Below are 17,968 nucleotides of genomic sequence, written 5' to 3'. Positions count from 1 at the left end.
CGGAGAGGGGGCGAAACGTGGCGCAAAAAAGGTCATTTTGTGCACCCCCTTCAGAGGCGGGGACAGGCAAAAAGAATCGTGTTAATAATCCATTAACCAAGAAGACCTGAGGCAGGTCACCAACGCGCAGTACAGGTCCATGTGGCCACTGCATCCCGGAAAACAGGACCCGGAAGGGTCTTTACCCCGCATGGCGCCGAAAAGGCGTTTCAATGCGCCGGATGGTCTGTCTCATCGTTATGAGTGAGGGCAGGGCAATGGTGGCAGCGTCTGAACTGAACTACAATCTGGCGGCGTCTGCCGATCAGATGGCGGAAGAGATCTTTGGCACCGGCGTCACGGTGGTCAGCGCGAGCTATTCCGGTGACAGTCGTTCCTCTGCAATCTACTCGGGGGGCGATACAATAGCCCCCGGTGCAACGCCGGGCGATACTGGGGTGATCCTGTCGACGGGCCGCGCGGATGACTACACCAATTCCAGCGGCGAGGCGAACCAGCGGGCCAACCAGTCCACCAATACCAGCGGTGAGAACGACAACGCCGATTTCAACGCGGCTGCTGGCGCGCGGACCTATGATGCCTCCTATCTGGATGTGAGTTTCATTCCGGATGGCGAAGTGATGACGATGCAGTTCATCTTCTCCTCAGAGGAATTTCCGGAATACCAGGATTCGATCTATCAAGACTCGGTCTCGGTCTGGATCAATGGCGAACAGGTACAGTTGGAGGTGGGTAGCGACACCGCCAACCCGGACACTGTCAGTTCTACCAACAATCAGAACCTCTATCTCGACAATACCGGCGATGCCTATAACACCGAAATGGACGGGCTGACGCTCACCATGACGCTAACGATGGTGGTCAACCCGGATGAGGTGAACACCCTGCGCATCGGTATCGCCGATGTGGGCGACAACAAATACGACAGTAACCTTCTGATCGCTGGGGATTCGATCCAGACAGATCTGGTGGCGCAGACGGATCTGGCGCACGTGCAGGCCGACGGCAGAAAGACGATCGATGTGCTGGCCAACGATACAAATGTGTCGGGCAGCACGCTGACGATTACCCATCTGAATGGTGTCGCGGTCACAGCAGGATCGCTGGTGACGCTGAGCACTGGACAGACGGTCGAGCTGAACGGTGATGGCACGCTGACCTTGGTCGGGGATGGCGACGTGGAGGATTTCACCTTCACCTATACCGTCAGCAACGGGACCAATTCAGATACCGGGGTGGTGAATGCGACTTCGATCCCCTGCTTTGTTGCGGGCACGCTGATCCGCACCCCGCGCGGCGAAGTGCCGGTCGAGAGCCTAATGCCCGGGGATCTGGTCATGACCCGCGATGACGGGCCGCAGCCGGTGCGCTGGACCGGATCGCGCCGGGTTGCCGGGACCGGGGAATTGGCACCGGTACGGATTGCTGCGGGCAGCTTTGGCGCGCACCGGACATTGTCCGTCTCTCCGCAGCACCGGGTGCTGGTGCGCGGCGCTGCGGCGGAACTCCTGTTTGGCGAACCCGAGGTTCTGGTGACGGCGCGGGATCTGATCAATGACAGAACGGTCCGGCCCTCTCCCTGCCGCGAGGTGGAGTATGTCCACCTGATGTTCGACCGCCATCAGGTGATCTATTCTGAGGACCTGCCCAGCGAAAGCTTCCTGCCCGGTCCGGAAACCCCGAACCTGTTCGAACGGAGGGTGTTGGACGAAATCTGCGCCCTGTTCCCCGAGTTGGACCCGGAAACCGGCACCGGTTATGGACCTGCGGCCCGGCGGGCCCTGTCCGGGGCTGAGGGGCGTTTGCTGTCGGCTATGCAGATCGGCTGAGCAAGAAGTCTGCCTCCTGTGCCGCGCCATTGGGCAGGGCAGAGCATGACCCGAGGGGAGCGCGCGGCATCACGCTTGCGTGAAGCTATTATACGGCCTAAGACATTTCTGATTTCCTTAATCCAGGGTCGTGATTTCGACGTGTCTTTCTTCCGTCTTCTTCCATTGATGATGTTTGCCCTCTGGGGACAGGTTAGCCTGGCCCAGATGCTGACGGTCAACACCGTGACGCGGCCGCCGTTTTCAATGGTGGAAAATGGGGTCGATACCGGATTCTCGATCGAGCTGGTGGAGGCGATGGCTGATCGCCTTGGCTGGAACTACGAGATCAACCGGACCGAGACCTTTGCCGAGATGCTGGAGGGCGTGCGCAACGGCACGGTGGATATGGCGGCGGCCAATATCTCGATCACGGCGGCGCGCGAAACCGAAATGGATTTCAGCCAGCCAGTGTTCGAAAGCGGGCTGCAGATCATGGTGCATGCCGAGGACGTGCGGGCGCCGTCGCTGTGGCGGGCCATGCTGTCCTGGGATCTGGCGATTGCCATCGGTCTGGCGTTCCTGCTGCTGTTCGGGGGTGGCATGCTGATGTGGACATTCGAACGCCGCGCCCAGCCCTATTTCGACCGACCGCTGAAAGAGGCCTGGTTTCCGTCCTTCTGGTGGGCGCTGAATCTGGTGGTGAATGGCGGTTTTGAAGAGCGGGTGCCTCGCACTCCTATCGGTCGCCTGTTCGGGGTGCTGCTGGTGATTTCATCGCTGTTCGTGGTGTCGGTCTTTGTCGCAAAGATCACCACGGCGATGACGGTCGAGGCGATCACCGGCAAGGTGAATTCCGTCAATGACCTTTATGGCCAGCGGGTTGGCACCATCGAGGGTTCGACGGCGTCGGGTTTCCTGCAGCGGCGGGATATCGATTTCTATGGCTACCCGGGGCTGGAAGAGCTGATCGAAGCTTTTGAGGGGCGCAAGATCGACGCGGTGGTCTTTGACGCGCCGGTGCTGAATTACTACGTCACACACGAAGGCGAGGCCCACGGGCGCACCATCGGGTCTGCTTTCCTGCGGGAGAATTACGGTCTTCTGTTCCCGCAGGGCTCAGAGCACACGGAAGAAGCCAACCGCGCGCTCTTGGCACTGCAAGAAGACGGCACTTATGATCAGCTTTATAAACGCTGGTTCGGCGGATCGAGGTGATCTGGACCCCCGGTTACGCGTTCAGTGGATGGTGGGTTCTTCCCCGTCAAAGAACGGCGTCATCTGAGCGACGATAACGGCGTTCTCCGCCAGTGCGCGGTCCATCAACTCGCGCTCTTCCTCACCGATCTCGTGACCTTCGGCTTCGCGCTCGGCCAGGGTGCCGTATCCGGTCACATCCAGCGGCGCGGTGTCGGCCTGTTTCAGGATCGCCACGGTTTCGCGCACGGCTTCGGCTTCATCCACGCCCGAGGCATAGACCATCAGCGCAGCGCCCGAGGCGCCATCGGGCAGCCCGTCGCCTTCTTTGCGGCCAATCTGAACCAGCAGCGTATAGACCTGCTGGCGGGAGGGTTTCTTCTTTTCCATGGCGCAGGCCATACGCGGGGCGCGCTGCGCGGTCAATCGTCTTAGAGCCTGCAGAAGTGGTCTGCGCGGTTGTCATTTGCGCTGGTTTACCGATCCTCAACTCCGGGTCTGCTAAGGGAGGCGGGGCCGGTTCTCACGCGCCGGGCCGATTTTCTGTTTTGCTCATGCTTTTTCAGGACCGATCTTATGCCCATTGCATCCGAGTTGCCCGTCGATACCTCAGCCTCTGCGGCGCAGATGGCGGATGCGATGTTCGGCAGCGGAATTACCGTTCTCAATGCCAGCTACACAGGCGCCAAAGACGCCTCAGGCATCTATTCGGATGGCGACACGGTTGCCTCTGAAATCACCCCCTCGGACACCGGCGTGATCCTGTCGACTGGCAATGCGGCGGATGTGACCAACAGCAGCGGTGACGTGAACACCAGCTCGCGGACCACGACGCGCCACGGAGAAGCGGGCGATTCCGACCTGACCGATCTGGCGGGTATGCAGACCTATGATGCGGCGGTGTTCGAGGCTAATTTTATTCCCGCGGGCTCGACGCTGACCATGCAGTTCGTGTTCTCCTCGGAAGAGTATTTGGAGTACGTCAACAAGGGGTTCAACGACGCGGTCGGGGTCTGGGTCAACGGCGAGCAGGCCGAGCTGACGATTGGCAGCGGTGACATTTCCATCGACAATATCAACGATGGGTCGAACCAGGATCTTTATGTCGACAACAACCAGCATGACGACACCTACAATACCGAAATGGATGGCTTCACCATCACGTTGACGCTGACCGCGCCGGTCAAGCCGGGGCAGGTGAACTCGATCAAGATCGGCATCGCGGATGCGGGTGATGATAAATACGATTCCAACCTGCTGATCGCTGGGGACTCTATCCAGACCGCGCTGGTGGCAGGGGATGACGCAATCACGCTGGATGAGGGCAGTTCGGACACGCTGGATGTGCTGACCAATGACAGCCACACGCCCGGCACGACGCTGACCATCACCCATATCAACGGCCAGCCGGTGGTGGCGGGTAGCACCGTCACCCTGTCGGGCGGCCAGCGCATCACCCTGAATGACGATGGCACCTTTGACATTGCCGCGCAGGATGATGTCGACGATCCCGAGACCACGACTTTTACCTATACGGTTGCCGATGGGCTGGGGAATACCGACACGGGTCTGGTGAAAATGACCACGGTCCCCTGTTTCGTGGCCGGGACGTTAATTGATACCGCCGCGGGGCTGCAGCCGGTGGAGAGGCTGGAGCCGGGTACTCTGGTTCATACCCGTGACAATGGATTGCAGCCGCTGCGCTGGGTCGGCCGCAGCCACCGCCGCGCAGAGGGCGCCGATGCGCCGGTTGTCCTGGTCGCAGGCGCGCTGGGCGATCACGCTGCGCTAGAGCTGTCGCCCTGCCACCGGGTTCTTGTGTCCTCGGATCGGGCAGAGCTGTTGTTTGGTGCGCCGCAGGTTCTGGTCAAGGCCAAGGATCTGGTCAACGGCGACAGCATCCGCATGCGCCGTGATGGCGGCCCGGTGACCTATGTGCACCTGCTGTTTGACCGGCACGAGATCATCCGGGGCAACGGGTTGGAGAGCGAAAGCTATCATCCCGGCCTTGAAACCGCTGCCAGTTTTGATGGTGAAACGCGGGCGGAGATCCTGCACCTCATTGGCGGCGACTGGTCCGCCTACGGCCCTTCTGCCCGTCCGGCGCTGAAAGGATACGAAAGCCAGCTACTGCTGAAGGCTGGCTAAGGTTCAGGTGCGGGATCAGTACTGGGTGCGCATCCGGTAGCCCGGGTGAAAATGCATCCGGACAAAAGTCACTGGCTGCTCCTGAAACCAGGTTGCCCGTTCCATGAGGAACAGTGGTGTGCCCTCTTGCGTGCCAAGGAACCCGGCCAGCGCGGCATCCGCCGCCACCGAGGACAGGGTGATTTCGGCATTTGAAAAGGGGACCCGTGACAGCAGCCATTCATTCGGCCCGGTCTGCGAAAAATCCGCCTCCGCGACATCCGGTACCGCGTCGATATTGATCCAGCGGTCCTCGAACTGAAAGGGGCTGTTGTCGGCGTAATGCATGCATTGCAGATGCAGGACCTCTGCCCCCGCCGTCAGCCCCATCTGCGAGGACAGCCACCCCGGCGCAGGCACGGCGGCACGGCTGACCAGCCGGTAGCGATACACCGCATTCATGTCTTCGACCTGCTGGCGGGTCACGGTGATTTCCAGCCGCGCCTGTTTCACCGGCGCGATGGCAACGCGCGTGCCGCTCTTGCGCTTGCGGTCGATGATGCCACGTTCGGCCAGTTCGCGCAGCGCGCGGTTCACCGTGGCGCGGGCGCAGCCGAATTCCTCGGACAACTCCTGTTCAGTGGGGAGTAGGGCACCCTGATCCCAAACCCGGTCCTGAATGCGGCGCAGCACCTCGTCCCGGATATCCTGAAAACTGGTTTTCTTTTGTGGCTGCACCGGCTGTCCTGCTGCTGGTTGTGGCGAAAGGGTCGATCCGTTCTCGGCGCCCGGGCGCGTTTTGTAAAGTCGCGCGGTCAGAGTGCGGCGCGCAAGGACTGCACTGCGTCGCCGAAGGCGGCCAGAATCTGCTCCCGGCCCACGTGGCGCCCCTGTTTCACCTGATGACGTCCGGCGCTCCAGACATCGGTGACGGCGCCGTCACCCGCGGCGAAGCACAGACCGTCCAGCAGTTGTTCGGGCGTCAGCGCACAGAGAGCAGGCAGAGAGGTGTCGACGGCAATAAGATCGGCCAGCGCCCCGGTCTCGATCTGTCCGGCGGCGCGGCCCAGCGCCTGCGCCCCGCCCCGGGCGGCGCCCAGATACAGGGTGTCGCCGACGGATCCCGGTCCCGGGGTCATCACGTTGCGGGCCAGATCGCGCAAGCGCTGGGAATACTCCAGCTGGCGCAGCTCTTCGGGCAGGGCGATGCGGATATTGGAATCCGATCCGATCCCGAAGCGCCCGCCATGGGCCAGATATTCCGCCCCATTGAAGGGGCCATCGCCCAGATTTGCCTCGGTGATCGGGCACAGCCCCGCAACCGCGCCCGATGTGGCCAGTGCTCGGGTTTCCGCCTCGGTCATATGGGTGGCGTGGATCAGGCACCAGTCCTTGCCCACCGGCGCGTTGTTCAGCAGCCATTCGACAGGACGGGCGCCCAGCCAGTCTTGGATATCCTTCACCTCGGCGGGTTGTTCGGCGATATGGATATGGACCGGCGCGCCGTCTTGGATCTTCAGGACCTCTGCCAGATCTTCGGGGCTGGTGGCGCGCAGGGAGTGCGGAGCGATGCCAACGCGGGTGTCGGCGGGCAGGTCTCGGTCAGCATTTCTGCGAACCTGCGCCACAAGATCGGCAAACCCGTCCACCGAATTGCCGAACCGCAATTGCCCACCTGTCAGAGGCTGCTGCCCAGCCCCGCCATAGGAATACAAAACCGGCAGATGCGTCAGGCCGATACCGGTCTCGTCAGCGGCGGCAAAGACCCGGTTGCTCAGCTCGGCAGGGTCATCATAGAGGGCGCCACCGGGTTGGTGGTGGACATAGTGGAACTCACCCACGGCGGTGTACCCGGCCTCAAGCATCTCCATGAAAGTCAGCGCAGCGATGGCCTGATACTGCTCAGGGCTGAGGTGGTCGAGAAAGCGATACATCAGCTGCCGCCAGGTCCAGAAACTGTCCTGCCCGGCGGCGCGGTATTCGCTCATCCCCGCCATCGCCCGCTGAAAACTATGCGAGTGCAGGTTGGCCAGCCCCGGCAGCAGCGTGTCGACGCAGGTATCCCCATCGCCGGGCGCCGCATTGGCGGTGATCTTTGCAATGGCTCCACTCTCAATCCTCAGCCGGACGTTCTGAACCCATCCCGATGGGGTGCGGGCCTGCCGTGCAAAAATTGTCTGCATCTGATCACCTTATGTATAGACATAATATGAATATGCTCATATCAATCCTGCATCAAGAACTTTGTGAGGGGCTGATGACTGACGCATCCCGATACGTGCTGACCGGAGGACCTGCTGCCACGCTGGTGCAGGGGCGCGCGCCTTATGGGCTGATTCCCGCAGCGGCTGTCGCCATCAAGGATGGCCTGATCGACTGGATCGGAGCTGAGGCTGACCTGCCTGATACTTACGCAGACTGGGACCGGCAGGATCTCGAAGGGCGGCTGCTGACGCCTGCGCTCATCGACTGCCACACCCATCTGGTGTTCGGCGGAGACCGGGCGCGGGAATTTGAAATGCGTCTGAACGGCGCATCCTATGCAGAACTCGCCCGTGCCGGGGGCGGCATCGTCTCGACCGTTTCGGCCACTCGCGCCGCGTCAGAACAGGAACTGGTTGCGAGCGCCCTGCCGCGTCTGGATGCGCTGATCGCCGAAGGGATCACCACGGTCGAAATCAAATCCGGCTATGGGCTGGACCGCGAGGCTGAGCTGACAATGCTGCGCGCCGCCCGTCGGTTGGGGCAGATGCGCCCGGTGACAGTCATCACGACCTTTCTGGGCGCCCACGCCGTGCCGCCGGAATACACCGGCCGTGCTGGGGCCTATCTGCAGGAGGTCTGCTTGCCCACCCTGCGCGCGGCCCATGATGAAGGGCTGGTCGATGCGGTGGACGGGTTCTGCGAAAACATCGCTTTCTCCCCGGCTGAGATCGAACAGGTCTTTGTCTGCGCGCAGGAACTGGGTCTGCCGGTCAAACTGCATGCCGAGCAGCTGAGCCGTCAGGGCGGCACCGCGCTGGCCGCGCGTTATGGGGCGCTGTCGGTCGATCACCTTGAATATGCCAATGCGGCGGATGCTGCGGCAATGGCCGGGGCAGGCAGTGTCGCGACCATCCTGCCCGGTGCCTATTACATGATCCGGGAAACCCAGGCGCCGCCCATCGCGCTGTTTCGTGACCACGGCGTGCCGATGGCGCTGGCAACGGACTGCAATCCCGGTTCCTCGCCGATGACCTCGCTCCTGATGGCGATGAACATGGGTTGCACCCTGTTCCGCATGACCCCGGAAGAGACACTGGCCGGGGTGACCTGCCATGCGGCGCAGGCGCTGGGCCTTTCGGACCGGGGCCGCATAGCGGCGGGCCTGCGCGCCGATCTGGCCATCTGGAACGTCAGCCGCCCGGCCGAGCTGTCCTATCGCATCGGTTTCAACCCGCTCCACGCACGTATTTTCGAAGGCAGACCATGATTGAGATGACCCCGGGCGCGGTGACGCTGCAAACGCTCGAAACCCTGTATCGCTCTGACACCCCGGTCCGGCTGGACCCGGCGGCGCGCTCCGCTGTCGAGGCTGCGGCCCGGATGGTGGCAGAGGCCGCAGCGGGCGATGCGGCGGTCTATGGCATCAACACAGGATTCGGCAAACTCGCCTCGACCCGGATCGCGCCGGAAGACACCGCCACCCTGCAACGCAATCTGATCCTCAGCCATTGCTGCGGTGTCGGCGATCCGCTGCCTGCAGACCGCACCCGCTTGATGATGGCGCTCAAACTGCTCTCGATGGGACGGGGCGCCTCCGGTGTGCGCTGGGCGGTGATCGCCCAGATCGAGGCTATGCTGGCATGCGGGGTCATTCCCGTTGTGCCCTCGCAAGGCTCTGTCGGCGCCTCGGGCGATCTGGCACCGCTGGCGCATATGGCGGCGGTGATGATCGGCGAAGGCGAGGCTACCTATGACGGGGCGCGCATGCCCGGCGCCAGGGCGCTGGAACTGGCGGGGCTGGAGCCGATCGTTCTGGGGCCAAAGGAAGGGCTGGGCCTGATCAACGGCACCCAGTTTTCCACCGCCTGCGCTCTAGCCGGATTGTTTGATGCCTGGCGTCTGGCCGAAGCCTCCATCGTGGTGGCGGCGCTGACAACGGATGCGATCATGGGGTCCACCGCGCCGCTGATCGCGGATATTCACGCACTCAGGGGGCATGCCGGACAGATCGACGTGGCCCGCGAGATGCGCGCCATCATGAGTGGTAGCGAGATCCGCGAAAGCCACCGTGACGGTGACAGCCGGGTGCAGGATCCCTATTGCATCCGCTGTCAGCCGCAGGTGCTGGGCGCGGCGCTGGACGTGCTGCGGATGGCTGCCGCAACGCTGGAGATCGAGGCGAACGCCGTCACCGACAATCCGCTGGTGCTGGTCGAGGCTGGGAAGATCGTGTCGGGCGGCAATTTTCACGCCGAATACGTTGGCTTCGCCGCTGATCAGATTGCCCTCGCCGTGGCGGAGATCGGTGCCATCGCGCAGCGCCGCGTGGCGCTGATGGTGGATCCGTCGCTGTCCTTTGACCTGCCGCCCTTCTTAACCCCCGATCCGGGGCTCAATTCCGGTTTCATGATTGCCGAGGTCACGACTGCGGCCCTGATGAGCGAGAACAAGCATCTCGCCAATCCCTGTGTCACCGATTCCACCCCCACCTCTGCCAATCAGGAAGATCACGTGTCGATGGCCGCCCATGGCGCACTGCGGCTGGGGCGGATGAACGCGAATCTGTCTGTGATCCTTGGCGTCGAATTGCTCTGCGCCGCCCAAGGGGTCGAGGCACGGGCGCCGCTGGTGACCTCTGATCGGCTGACGGAGGTGCTGCAGGCGCTGCGGGCGGAGATCCCGCCGCTCGCCGAAGATCGCTACCTCGCCCCCGAGATTGAGGCCGCCAGCGCCATGATCCGCAGCGGTGAAATCGCCCGGGCCGCCGGAACAGAGGTGCTGCGATGATCGAGGTTACCCGTGGCTCTGCTCCTTTGGTTCTGGGGCTGCCGCATACCGGCACCGACGTTCCGCCGGAAATCTGGGCGGGGCTGAACGAGGTGGGTCGGGCACTGGCCGATACCGACTGGCACATTCACGACCTTTTCGCGGGGCTGGTGGAAGAGGTCACCACCGTGCGCACCCCGGTCCATCGCTATGTCATCGACGTGAACCGCGATCCGGCGGGTGTCAGCCTGTATCCCGGGCAGAACACCACGACGTTGGTGCCGCTGACCGATTTCGACGGACGGGCGATCTGGACAGCAGGGGCGGAGCCGGACGAAGCAGAGATCGCCCGCCGCCGCGACGCCTATCATGCGCCCTATCACGCCGCGCTTGCGGCAGAGCTGGAGCGGGTCAGGGCACAGCACGGCTTTGCCATTCTCTATGACTGCCATTCGATCCGGGGCGAAATTCCCTTCCTCTTTGACGGGCTGCTGCCGGATTTCAACGTCGGCACCAATATGGGCACGACCTGCGATCCGGAGATCGAGGCGCTGACCCTGGCCCATTGCGAGGCGGCAGAAGGCTACACCGCGATCCTGAACGGGCGTTTCAAGGGCGGTTGGACCACTCGCCACTATGGCCGCCCTGCGGAAGGCCTGCATGCGATCCAGATGGAACTGGCGCAGCGCTGCTATTGCCTTGAACAGGCGCCCTGGACCTATGACGCTGCCCGCGCTGACCGGCTGCAGGCGCATCTGAGCCGTATTCTCACCGATCTGAAAACCTGGAGGCCGACATGAGCGATCCCCGCAAGAACAACCGCGATATCTATCCCCCCACCGGCCCCGAGATCAGCGCAAAAAGCTGGCTGACCGAGGCGCCGCTGCGGATGCTGATGAACAACCTGCACCCGGATGTGGCGGAAAATCCGCACGAACTGGTGGTCTATGGCGGTATCGGGCGTGCGGCGCGGACCTGGAAGGACTTCGATCTGATCGTCGACAACCTGCGCGCGCTCGAAGAAGATCAGACCCTGCTGGTGCAATCGGGCAAACCCGTTGGCGTCTTCCAGACCCACAAGGATGCGCCGCGCGTGTTGATCGCCAACTCGAACCTTGTGCCGCATTGGGCGAATTGGGACCATTTCAACGAACTCGATAAAAAGGGGCTGATGATGTACGGCCAGATGACCGCCGGGTCCTGGATCTACATCGGCACCCAGGGCATCGTGCAGGGCACCTATGAAACCTTTGCCGAGGCAGGTCGTCAGCACTATGGCGGCGATATGCGTGGCAAGTGGATCCTGACTGGCGGACTTGGCGGCATGGGCGGTGCGCAGCCTCTGGCAGCGGTCTTTGCGGGCGCCTGCTGTCTGGCGGTGGAATGCAACCCCGACAGCATCGATTTTCGCCTGCGCACGAAATACCTCGACGAGAAGGCCGAGACCCTGGACGAGGCCCTGGCGATGATCGACCGCTGGACTGCCGCCGGAGAGGCAAAATCCGTTGGCCTTCTGGGCAATGCGGCCGATGTCTTTGCCGAGTTGGTTGCCCGCGGCGTCCGCCCCGATCTGGTGACGGACCAGACCTCGGCCCATGACCCGGTGAATGGTTACCTGCCGCAGGGCTGGACCATGGGCGAGTGGAAGCAGAAGCGAGAAACAGACCCTAAAGCGGTGGAAAAGGCCGCTCGTGCCTCGATGAAGGTGCAGGTCGAGGCGATGTGCCAGTTCCACGCGATGGGCATTCCCACAGTCGACTACGGCAACAACATCCGCCAGATGGCGCTGGAGGAGGGGCTGGAAAACGCCTTTGACTTCCCCGGTTTCGTGCCCGCCTATATCCGCCCGCTGTTCTGCCGGGGCATTGGTCCCTTCCGCTGGTGTGCCCTGTCGGGCGATCCCGAGGATATCCGCAAGACCGACGCCAAGATGAAAGAGCTGTTCCCCGAGAACGAGGGCCTGCATCGCTGGCTTGATATGGCAGAGGAACGGATCGCCTTTCAGGGCCTGCCTGCGAGGATCTGCTGGATCGGCCTTGGCGACCGGCATCGGGCCGGGCTGGCCTTCAACGAGATGGTTCGCAATGGCGAGTTGTCGGCGCCGGTCGTCATCGGCCGCGATCACCTCGATAGCGGCTCGGTCGCCTCGCCCAATCGCGAGACGGAGGCGATGATGGATGGATCCGACGCGGTGTCGGACTGGCCGCTGCTGAATGCGCTGCTCAATACCGCCTCGGGGGCGACCTGGGTGTCGCTGCACCATGGCGGTGGGGTTGGGATGGGCTTTTCGCAGCACTCCGGCGTGGTGATCTGCTGCGATGGCAGCGAGGACGCCGACCGCCGTATCGCACGGGTGCTGTGGAACGATCCGGCCACCGGCGTCATGCGCCACGCCGATGCAGGATATGAGATCGCCAAGGACTGCGCGCGTGAGCACCAGCTGAACCTGCCGGGCATCCTCTAACGAAAAACGCGCCCCGGAGGGGGCGCGTTTCCAACAGTGCCAGTCAAGGCCGGGATCAGTCGCGCAGCAGCTCGTTGATGCCGGTCTTGGAGCGGGTCTGCGCATCGACGCGCTTCACGATTACCGCACAGTAAAGGTTGATGCCGTTCTTCGACGGCATGGAGCCGGAGACCACGACCGAGTAAGGCGGCACTTCGCCATACATCACTTCGCCGGTTTCACGGTCGACGATCTTGGTCGACTTGCCGATGTAGACGCCCATGCCCAGCACCGAGCCTTCGCGCACGATGCAGCCTTCGACCACTTCGGAACGGGCGCCGATGAAGCAGTTGTCCTCGATGATGGTGGGGCCGGCCTGCATGGGTTCCAGAACGCCGCCGATGCCGACGCCGCCCGACAGGTGAACGTTCTTGCCGATCTGTGCGCAGGAGCCGACGGTGGCCCAGGTGTCGACCATGGTGCCCTCATCGACGTAGGCGCCGAGGTTCACGAAGGAGGGCATCAGGACCACGCCCGGCGCGATGAAGGCGGATTTGCGCACGACGCAGTTCGGCACGGCGCGGAAGCCTGCGGCCTTCCACTGGTTTTCACCCCAGCCCAGGAATTTGCTGTCGACCTTGTCCCACCAGCCAGAGCCCTGCGGGCCGCCGGACTGGATTTCCATGTCCTTGATGCGGAAGCCCAGCAGCACGGCCTTCTTGGCCCATTGGTTCACATGCCAGTCGCCGTTTTCCAGCTTTTCGGCCACGCGCAAGCTGCCGCTGTCGAGCGCGTTAAGCGTATCTTCGATTGCTTCGCGCTGCTCGCCGGTGGTGGCGGGGGTGATGGTGTCACGAGCCTCCCAGGCGGCTTCGATTGCGGTTTCCAGCTGTGCGTTGGACATGCGTGTATCTCCGGCAAGAATGTCGTTTCGCGCTTTCATAGCGGTATTCGGGGGGAAGGTCATGTGCGGATTGCGGTGAAACAGCGGCTTTGAGCGTCCTCAGACGATCTATCGCACCCGGCGCAGGTGGCGGCGCAGGATTTCGCAGGCCGCTGCCGCATCGCGGCGCATCATCGCCTGCACGATGGCGGCGTGGTCCTTGTCGGCGCGCTGCCGCCACTGGTGCTGCCAGTTGGCAAACAGGTGCCGGGCCGCTGCGATGTGCAAATCGTCGATCGAGGCCAGCAGCCGCGGCATCCCGCAGGGTGCCAGGATGATGCGGTGGAACTGGCGGTTGAGCCGTTCCCAGCTGGCCATGTCCTCGGCCTCGTCGCAGGCGATACGGGCTGTGTCGGCGGCGGCGATGTCGGCGTCGCTGAGCCGGGGGAAGGCATGGGTCAGCGCCAGCACCTCCAGCGCCACCCGCATTTCGATCACCTCGCGGATCTCGGCCGGATCCAGCGCGCTGACGCGGGTGCCCCGGCGCGGCTCTGACCGTGCCAGCCCGTGCGCCTCAAGCCGCAACAGCGCCTCGCGCACTGGCACATGGCTGGTGTCGAATTCGCGGGCGATGTGGTCCTGACGCAGCTTTTCGCCCGCGGGCAATTGCCCGGTGACGATGCGCTCGCTCAGCGCGCTATAGATCCTGTCTGCGATCGTGGCGGTCATGGCCCTGCGATAGGGTGCCTTTGGCCCTGCCGCAAGCCTTAGCCCTGCGGCTGAAGCGGATCTGGGGCGATATTGCCACCACAGACCAGCACAGCCACACGTTCGCCGGGGGCAGGCTGGTAGGCGCCGGACATCAGCGCCGCCAGTGCGGTTGCGCCCGCCGGTTCGGTCAGGATGCGCCGCTCGCGCCACAGGGCATGCTGCGCGCGGGTGATGGCCTCGTCCGGAACCGTGACCGATGTGACGCCGCGCGCCTGCGCCAGATCATAGCAGATCGACCCGATGCGTTTGGCGCCAAGCGCGTTGGCGGCGACGCCTGAAACCTCGACATCGATCGGTGCCCCGGCGGCCAGTGCGGCATTGAGCGCGCAGGAGGTGTCGGGTTCGACCGCGACGATCTTCTTGGCGCCATTGAACCAGGCCAGCGCCCCGGCGATCAGCCCGCCACCGCCGACCGCGATCACCACGGTGTCGGCTTCCAGTCCCTGATCCTGCCATTCGGCGAAACAGGTGCCCTGACCGGCCACGGTGCCGGGCGCATCATAGGCATGCACCTGCATGGCGCCTGTTTCCTGTTCATAGGCCTGCGCCAGTTCCAGCGCGTTGGCATAGGCGCCGGGCACCACCTGAAGATCGGCGCCGGTGTCGCGGATCAGTGAAATTTTCGCGGGGCCTGCCATCTCGGGCACGTAGATGCGGGCGCGATGACCCAGTTTGCTGGCGGCATAGGCCACTGCCGCGCCGTGGTTCCCGCCCGAGGCTGCGACGATGCCTGCCTCTGGAACATCACAGCTGAGCAGGGTGTTGAAGGCGCCACGCGCCTTGAAGCTGCCGGTATGCTGCATGTGTTCAAGCTTCAGCTCGATCGGCCGGTCCAGATCAAACCCTTTCGTCTGCAACACGGGGGTCACCTGCACGTGGTCCCGAATGCGCTCTGCCGCTGCTGCGATATCGCTTGTCCAATCCATGTCGTCCGCCTTTTCTTGTCTTTCGGCGGGAGACTACGCCACTTCGCTCCGGGTGCAAGAGCCGAGCGGTGCGCGTGGGCTGGCGCCGGGGGCAGGGCAGCGATAGACAGGGCATCAGTTGAGCATAACACGCAGGTCTTTTCACATGAGCGACGATCGCAAAAGCCGGTTTCCAGACGCCCAGTCCGACCGGAGCCGGGCCGAACATCTGCCGCATACGCCGCAGACCCGGTCCCCGTCCTACCGGCTGGCCTTTGACGACAGCGATTTCATGCTGCGGGACGAGCTGCGCCCTGTGCGGTTGCAGCTGGAACTTTTGAAACCGCAGTTGCTGCTGGATGAAAAGGGGATCGAAAGCACCATCGTCATGTTCGGCGGCGCGCGCATTCCCAGCCCGCAAAACAAGGAGCAGGCCCGCACGCAGACCCTTGCGGATCTTTCTCATTTCTACGACGAGGCGCGGGAATTTGCCCGGCTGATGACGCTGACATCCCTGGAGACTGTTGGACAGCACAATGTCATCGTGACGGGCGGCGGGCCGGGCGTGATGGAGGCAGGGAACCTAGGTGCCAGCGATGCCGGGGGGCATTCGATCGGCCTTGGCATCGTTCTGCCGCATGAGCAGGCACCGAACCTCTATGTGACGCCGGATCTCAGCTTTAACTTCCACTATTTCGCGGTGCGCAAGATGCACTTTCTGATGCGGGCCCGGGCGATCACCGTTTTTCCGGGTGGCTTTGGTACTCTGGATGAACTGTTCGAGAGCCTCACCCTGATCCAGACCGGCCGCATGGAACGGGTGCCCTTCATTCTATTCGGGCGCGCGTTCTGGGAAAAAATCATCAACTGGGAGGCCCTGGCGGATGCCGGGACCATTTCCGATCAGGATCTCGACCTGTTCCGGTTCGTCGAAACGGCACAAGAGGCCGTGGAGATTATCGATAACTGGGAGCCTGCTCCGGCGCGCGGCGCTTTGCCGGACCGCGACATGTAATCAGACTGCCGAGCCAAATTCGGCCGCACCGCATCCGTCACCAATGCGTGGGGGATGCGGGCTGCTCAGAAAAACTCCGGCGGCAACACGCCAACCGCGATGCCCTGGGGCAGACGGGTCAGGATCTGTTCGCCTTCGATCGTCTTGATGCCATAGCCATAGCCACGCAGGCGAAATTGCCATTCACGGGTGCTCAGCGCCTTTTCACGCTCATCACGGATCATGGTCAGAACGCCCGGTTCAATGGCGCCAACAGTGCGGGTTTCGATGGGTTCCTGTTGCATTGCGATTCCCTTTTCAACAGCATTGTTTTCAGAATCGAAACTGTTCTAGCCGAATGGCGAAATTGCACCCGAATATAGGAAAAAATGAGGCAGCCCATTTCGCTAAATGGCGATATTCGGACCTCAATCATTCCCGTTTAATCCCTGAAATTATTAAAAACTTATTAAAGATGCGCTGAACTGCGCGGTTTCCGCCAATCTCAAGCCGCATGGCAGCCACATTCCCTGACGAAACGTTGATGCGTGGAATTGGTGTGTGGAGATTGGGATGTCTGAGGTATCCGATTATTCGGCCCTATTATATTATCTGGACGATGACGTCTTTCGCTGGAACGGACAGACATCCGTGGGCACGCAGGTCGTTGTCACCTACAGTTTTGTCGAAACGCAGGATCTGGCGCCGGTATCGACAGATCCCTATGGCGCGAGCTCCTATTGGTCCTTCAGTGAGGTGCAGCGCGGTTATTTCCGGCAGGTGACAGAAGAGTTTGAGGCCACAGCCGGGATACGGTTCGTCGAGGTGGACGGCCCGGCCATGGTCAATGTCTTCGGTTTTAACGGTGGCAGCGCGGGCGGCTGGGCCGATATCGCGCTATCTCAGGACGGTCACACCAGTCAGGGAGACCTTGCGATCGGGACCAGCGCCCTTAGCCCCGGTAGTTATGGGTACGAAACCATGCTGCACGAGTTGGGGCATTCGATGGGGCTGAAGCATCCGCATGACGGGGATCTGACCCTGAAAGAGAGCCTGGATAACCAGGAAAACACCGTGATGACCTACAGCTATGATGGCTACAGCGTCACGGATCTCGGAACAATGGACGCCCAGGCGCTGCAGGACATCTATGGTGACGCCAGCGCCTTTGAAGATTGGAATGTCGGGCTCAATCGCGCGGGCAAGGTCAAGATCCGCGCGACGGGCGAGGACGATGTGATGGTCTCCACCGATCAGGCCACCGTGCTGGTGGGGCGCGGGGGAGACGACCAGCTCATCGGCCGCGAAGCAAAAGACGTGATGCGCGGCGGCGCAGGACAGGACACGCTGATCGGTGGGCTCGGCAATGACAAGCTGAATGGCGGCGGCGGTGGCGACGTGCTTTATGGCGGCATCGGAGAGGAAGACTACTCGGGCGGCGAGGACGATTCCGATGTGCTCCACGGACGCGGCGGACGTGACCAGATCTTCGGTGGCGGCGGTGACGATCGGTTGACCGGTGCGCGGGGCGCGGACACCCTTGAGGGTGGCAACGGAAACGACCGCTTGCTGGGAGGCGGTGGCGGCGACGTTTTGAACGGTGGCGACGGAGATGACGTCCTGACCGGTGGCGGCGGCGCGGATGTCTTCGTCTTTACGGACGATGATTTCTATGATGCGAATACCATCACCGATTTCACATCCGGCGTCGATGTAATCGATGTTTCGCAGGTCGATCCTGAATATTTTGGTGAACTGACCTTCCAGCAGGACGGCGCTGATACTGTGCTTAGCTACTACGACTGGTTCGAGATCCGGCTGCAGGGCTTTGCCGGCAACCTGACCGAAGGCGACATTCTGTACCTATAG

General features: G+C 62.6%; 16 protein-coding genes. 9 read left to right on the top strand and 7 right to left on the bottom strand.

Features of this window, described 5'->3' with window-relative positions:
* Nucleotides 1-257: 257 nt before the first annotated feature.
* The gene (locus SM765_RS19040; RefSeq protein WP_274837908.1) at nt 258-1,829 is read left to right on the top strand and encodes a Hint domain-containing protein; all 1,572 of its coding nucleotides are present in this window, start codon (nt 258-260) and stop codon (nt 1,827-1,829) included.
* 168 nt (nt 1,830-1,997) lie between these two features.
* Complete coding sequence (locus SM765_RS19035) at nt 1,998-3,026, top strand: transporter substrate-binding domain-containing protein (protein ID WP_065272171.1); 1,029 nt, start codon at nt 1,998-2,000, stop codon at nt 3,024-3,026.
* 21 nt (nt 3,027-3,047) lie between these two features.
* Here the strand turns inward: SM765_RS19035 and SM765_RS19030 are convergent, their stop codons facing one another.
* Nucleotides 3,048-3,395: a DUF8846 family protein gene (locus SM765_RS19030; protein ID WP_065273666.1), complete on the bottom strand. Its 348-nt coding sequence runs from the start codon at nt 3,393-3,395 to the stop codon at nt 3,048-3,050.
* A gap of 186 nt (nt 3,396-3,581) precedes the next feature.
* Here SM765_RS19030 and SM765_RS19025 point away from each other — a divergent pair, with 186 nt between their 5' ends.
* Nucleotides 3,582-5,153, top strand: a complete 1,572-nt coding sequence (locus SM765_RS19025) for a choice-of-anchor L domain-containing protein (RefSeq protein WP_065272172.1) — start codon at nt 3,582-3,584, stop codon at nt 5,151-5,153.
* 15 nt (nt 5,154-5,168) lie between these two features.
* Here the strand turns inward: SM765_RS19025 and hutC are convergent, their stop codons facing one another.
* The gene (gene hutC, locus SM765_RS19020) at nt 5,169-5,870 is read right to left on the bottom strand and encodes a histidine utilization transcriptional repressor HutC (protein ID WP_274829401.1); all 702 of its coding nucleotides are present in this window, start codon (nt 5,868-5,870) and stop codon (nt 5,169-5,171) included.
* A gap of 77 nt (nt 5,871-5,947) precedes the next feature.
* A complete protein-coding gene (locus SM765_RS19015; RefSeq protein WP_274837909.1) occupies nt 5,948-7,315 on the bottom strand; it encodes a formimidoylglutamate deiminase in 1,368 nt (455 codons plus the stop codon).
* A 74-nt stretch (nt 7,316-7,389) separates the two neighbouring features.
* On the opposite strand from SM765_RS19015, the gene hutI reads away from it, so the two are divergent.
* From hutI to hutU, 4 genes are read left to right on the top strand one after another with little or no spacing between them, the layout of a single operon-like run.
* Nucleotides 7,390-8,604, top strand: coding sequence for an imidazolonepropionase (hutI, locus tag SM765_RS19010; protein WP_274837910.1), 1,215 nt, complete (start codon nt 7,390-7,392; stop codon nt 8,602-8,604).
* Nucleotides 8,601-10,124, top strand: coding sequence for a histidine ammonia-lyase (gene hutH / locus SM765_RS19005; RefSeq protein ID WP_274837911.1), 1,524 nt, complete (start codon nt 8,601-8,603; stop codon nt 10,122-10,124). Before hutI ends, hutH begins: the two co-directional genes overlap by 4 nt.
* Nucleotides 10,121-10,903, top strand: coding sequence for an N-formylglutamate deformylase (hutG, locus tag SM765_RS19000; protein WP_274837912.1), 783 nt, complete (start codon nt 10,121-10,123; stop codon nt 10,901-10,903). Before hutH ends, hutG begins: the two co-directional genes overlap by 4 nt.
* Nucleotides 10,900-12,567 carry a urocanate hydratase gene (gene hutU, locus SM765_RS18995; protein WP_274829406.1) on the top strand — a complete coding sequence of 556 codons (1,668 nt, stop codon included), beginning with the start codon at nt 10,900-10,902 and terminating at the stop codon, nt 12,565-12,567. Before hutG ends, hutU begins: the two co-directional genes overlap by 4 nt.
* A 55-nt stretch (nt 12,568-12,622) precedes the next feature.
* Here the strand turns inward: hutU and dapD are convergent, their stop codons facing one another.
* The 3 genes from dapD to SM765_RS18980 all read right to left on the bottom strand — a co-directional run bounded on the left by dapD (nt 12,623) and on the right by SM765_RS18980 (nt 15,126).
* Nucleotides 12,623-13,450 (bottom strand): 2,3,4,5-tetrahydropyridine-2,6-dicarboxylate N-succinyltransferase, encoded by an 828-nt coding sequence (gene dapD / locus SM765_RS18990; RefSeq protein WP_065273668.1) that lies wholly within the window; start codon nt 13,448-13,450, stop codon nt 12,623-12,625.
* A 108-nt stretch (nt 13,451-13,558) separates the two neighbouring features.
* The gene (locus tag SM765_RS18985; protein ID WP_065272178.1) at nt 13,559-14,158 is read right to left on the bottom strand and encodes a GntR family transcriptional regulator; all 600 of its coding nucleotides are present in this window, start codon (nt 14,156-14,158) and stop codon (nt 13,559-13,561) included.
* A 38-nt stretch (nt 14,159-14,196) separates the two neighbouring features.
* Nucleotides 14,197-15,126: a threonine/serine dehydratase gene (locus tag SM765_RS18980; RefSeq protein WP_065272179.1), complete on the bottom strand. Its 930-nt coding sequence runs from the start codon at nt 15,124-15,126 to the stop codon at nt 14,197-14,199.
* Nucleotides 15,127-15,271: 145 nt separating this feature from the next.
* Between SM765_RS18980 and SM765_RS18975 the strand changes: the two genes are divergently transcribed.
* Nucleotides 15,272-16,120 carry an LOG family protein gene (locus SM765_RS18975; protein WP_274831662.1) on the top strand — a complete coding sequence of 283 codons (849 nt, stop codon included), beginning with the start codon at nt 15,272-15,274 and terminating at the stop codon, nt 16,118-16,120.
* Nucleotides 16,121-16,185: 65 nt separating this feature from the next.
* Here SM765_RS18975 and SM765_RS18970 read toward each other — a convergent pair whose 3' ends face one another.
* Nucleotides 16,186-16,404 carry a hypothetical protein gene (locus SM765_RS18970; RefSeq protein ID WP_065272181.1) on the bottom strand — a complete coding sequence of 73 codons (219 nt, stop codon included), beginning with the start codon at nt 16,402-16,404 and terminating at the stop codon, nt 16,186-16,188.
* A gap of 268 nt (nt 16,405-16,672) precedes the next feature.
* Between SM765_RS18970 and SM765_RS18965 the strand changes: the two genes are divergently transcribed.
* Nucleotides 16,673-17,968 (top strand): type I secretion protein, encoded by a 1,296-nt coding sequence (locus SM765_RS18965; protein WP_274837914.1) that lies wholly within the window; start codon nt 16,673-16,675, stop codon nt 17,966-17,968.

This window comes from Pseudophaeobacter sp. 1A09344 (assembly GCF_041008745.1).
Taxonomy (GTDB): Bacteria; Pseudomonadota; Alphaproteobacteria; order Rhodobacterales; family Rhodobacteraceae; genus Phycobacter; species Phycobacter gallaeciensis_A.
The sequence above is the reverse complement of the archived record's forward strand: the minus strand, read 5'-3'. Positions and strand labels throughout refer to the sequence as shown.

Bases quoted from the DNA above. Each gene is read 5' to 3' on its own strand.
- SM765_RS19040 (WP_274837908.1), top strand. From the start codon at position 258: ATGGTGGCAGCGTCTGAACTGAACTACAATCTGGCGGCGTCTGCCGAT.
- SM765_RS19035 (WP_065272171.1), top strand. From the start codon at position 1,998: ATGATGTTTGCCCTCTGGGGACAGGTTAGCCTGGCCCAGATGCTGACG.
- SM765_RS19030 (WP_065273666.1), bottom strand. From the start codon at position 3,395: ATGGAAAAGAAGAAACCCTCCCGCCAGCAGGTCTATACGCTGCTGGTT.
- SM765_RS19025 (WP_065272172.1), top strand. From the start codon at position 3,582: ATGCCCATTGCATCCGAGTTGCCCGTCGATACCTCAGCCTCTGCGGCG.
- SM765_RS19015 (WP_274837909.1), bottom strand. From the start codon at position 7,315: ATGCAGACAATTTTTGCACGGCAGGCCCGCACCCCATCGGGATGGGTT.
- hutI (WP_274837910.1), top strand. From the start codon at position 7,390: ATGACTGACGCATCCCGATACGTGCTGACCGGAGGACCTGCTGCCACG.
- hutH (WP_274837911.1), top strand. From the start codon at position 8,601: ATGATTGAGATGACCCCGGGCGCGGTGACGCTGCAAACGCTCGAAACC.
- hutG (WP_274837912.1), top strand. From the start codon at position 10,121: ATGATCGAGGTTACCCGTGGCTCTGCTCCTTTGGTTCTGGGGCTGCCG.
- hutU (WP_274829406.1), top strand. From the start codon at position 10,900: ATGAGCGATCCCCGCAAGAACAACCGCGATATCTATCCCCCCACCGGC.
- dapD (WP_065273668.1), bottom strand. From the start codon at position 13,450: ATGTCCAACGCACAGCTGGAAACCGCAATCGAAGCCGCCTGGGAGGCT.
- SM765_RS18985 (WP_065272178.1), bottom strand. From the start codon at position 14,158: ATGACCGCCACGATCGCAGACAGGATCTATAGCGCGCTGAGCGAGCGC.
- SM765_RS18980 (WP_065272179.1), bottom strand. From the start codon at position 15,126: ATGGATTGGACAAGCGATATCGCAGCAGCGGCAGAGCGCATTCGGGAC.
- SM765_RS18975 (WP_274831662.1), top strand. From the start codon at position 15,272: ATGAGCGACGATCGCAAAAGCCGGTTTCCAGACGCCCAGTCCGACCGG.
- SM765_RS18970 (WP_065272181.1), bottom strand. From the start codon at position 16,404: ATGCAACAGGAACCCATCGAAACCCGCACTGTTGGCGCCATTGAACCG.
- SM765_RS18965 (WP_274837914.1), top strand. From the start codon at position 16,673: ATGTCTGAGGTATCCGATTATTCGGCCCTATTATATTATCTGGACGAT.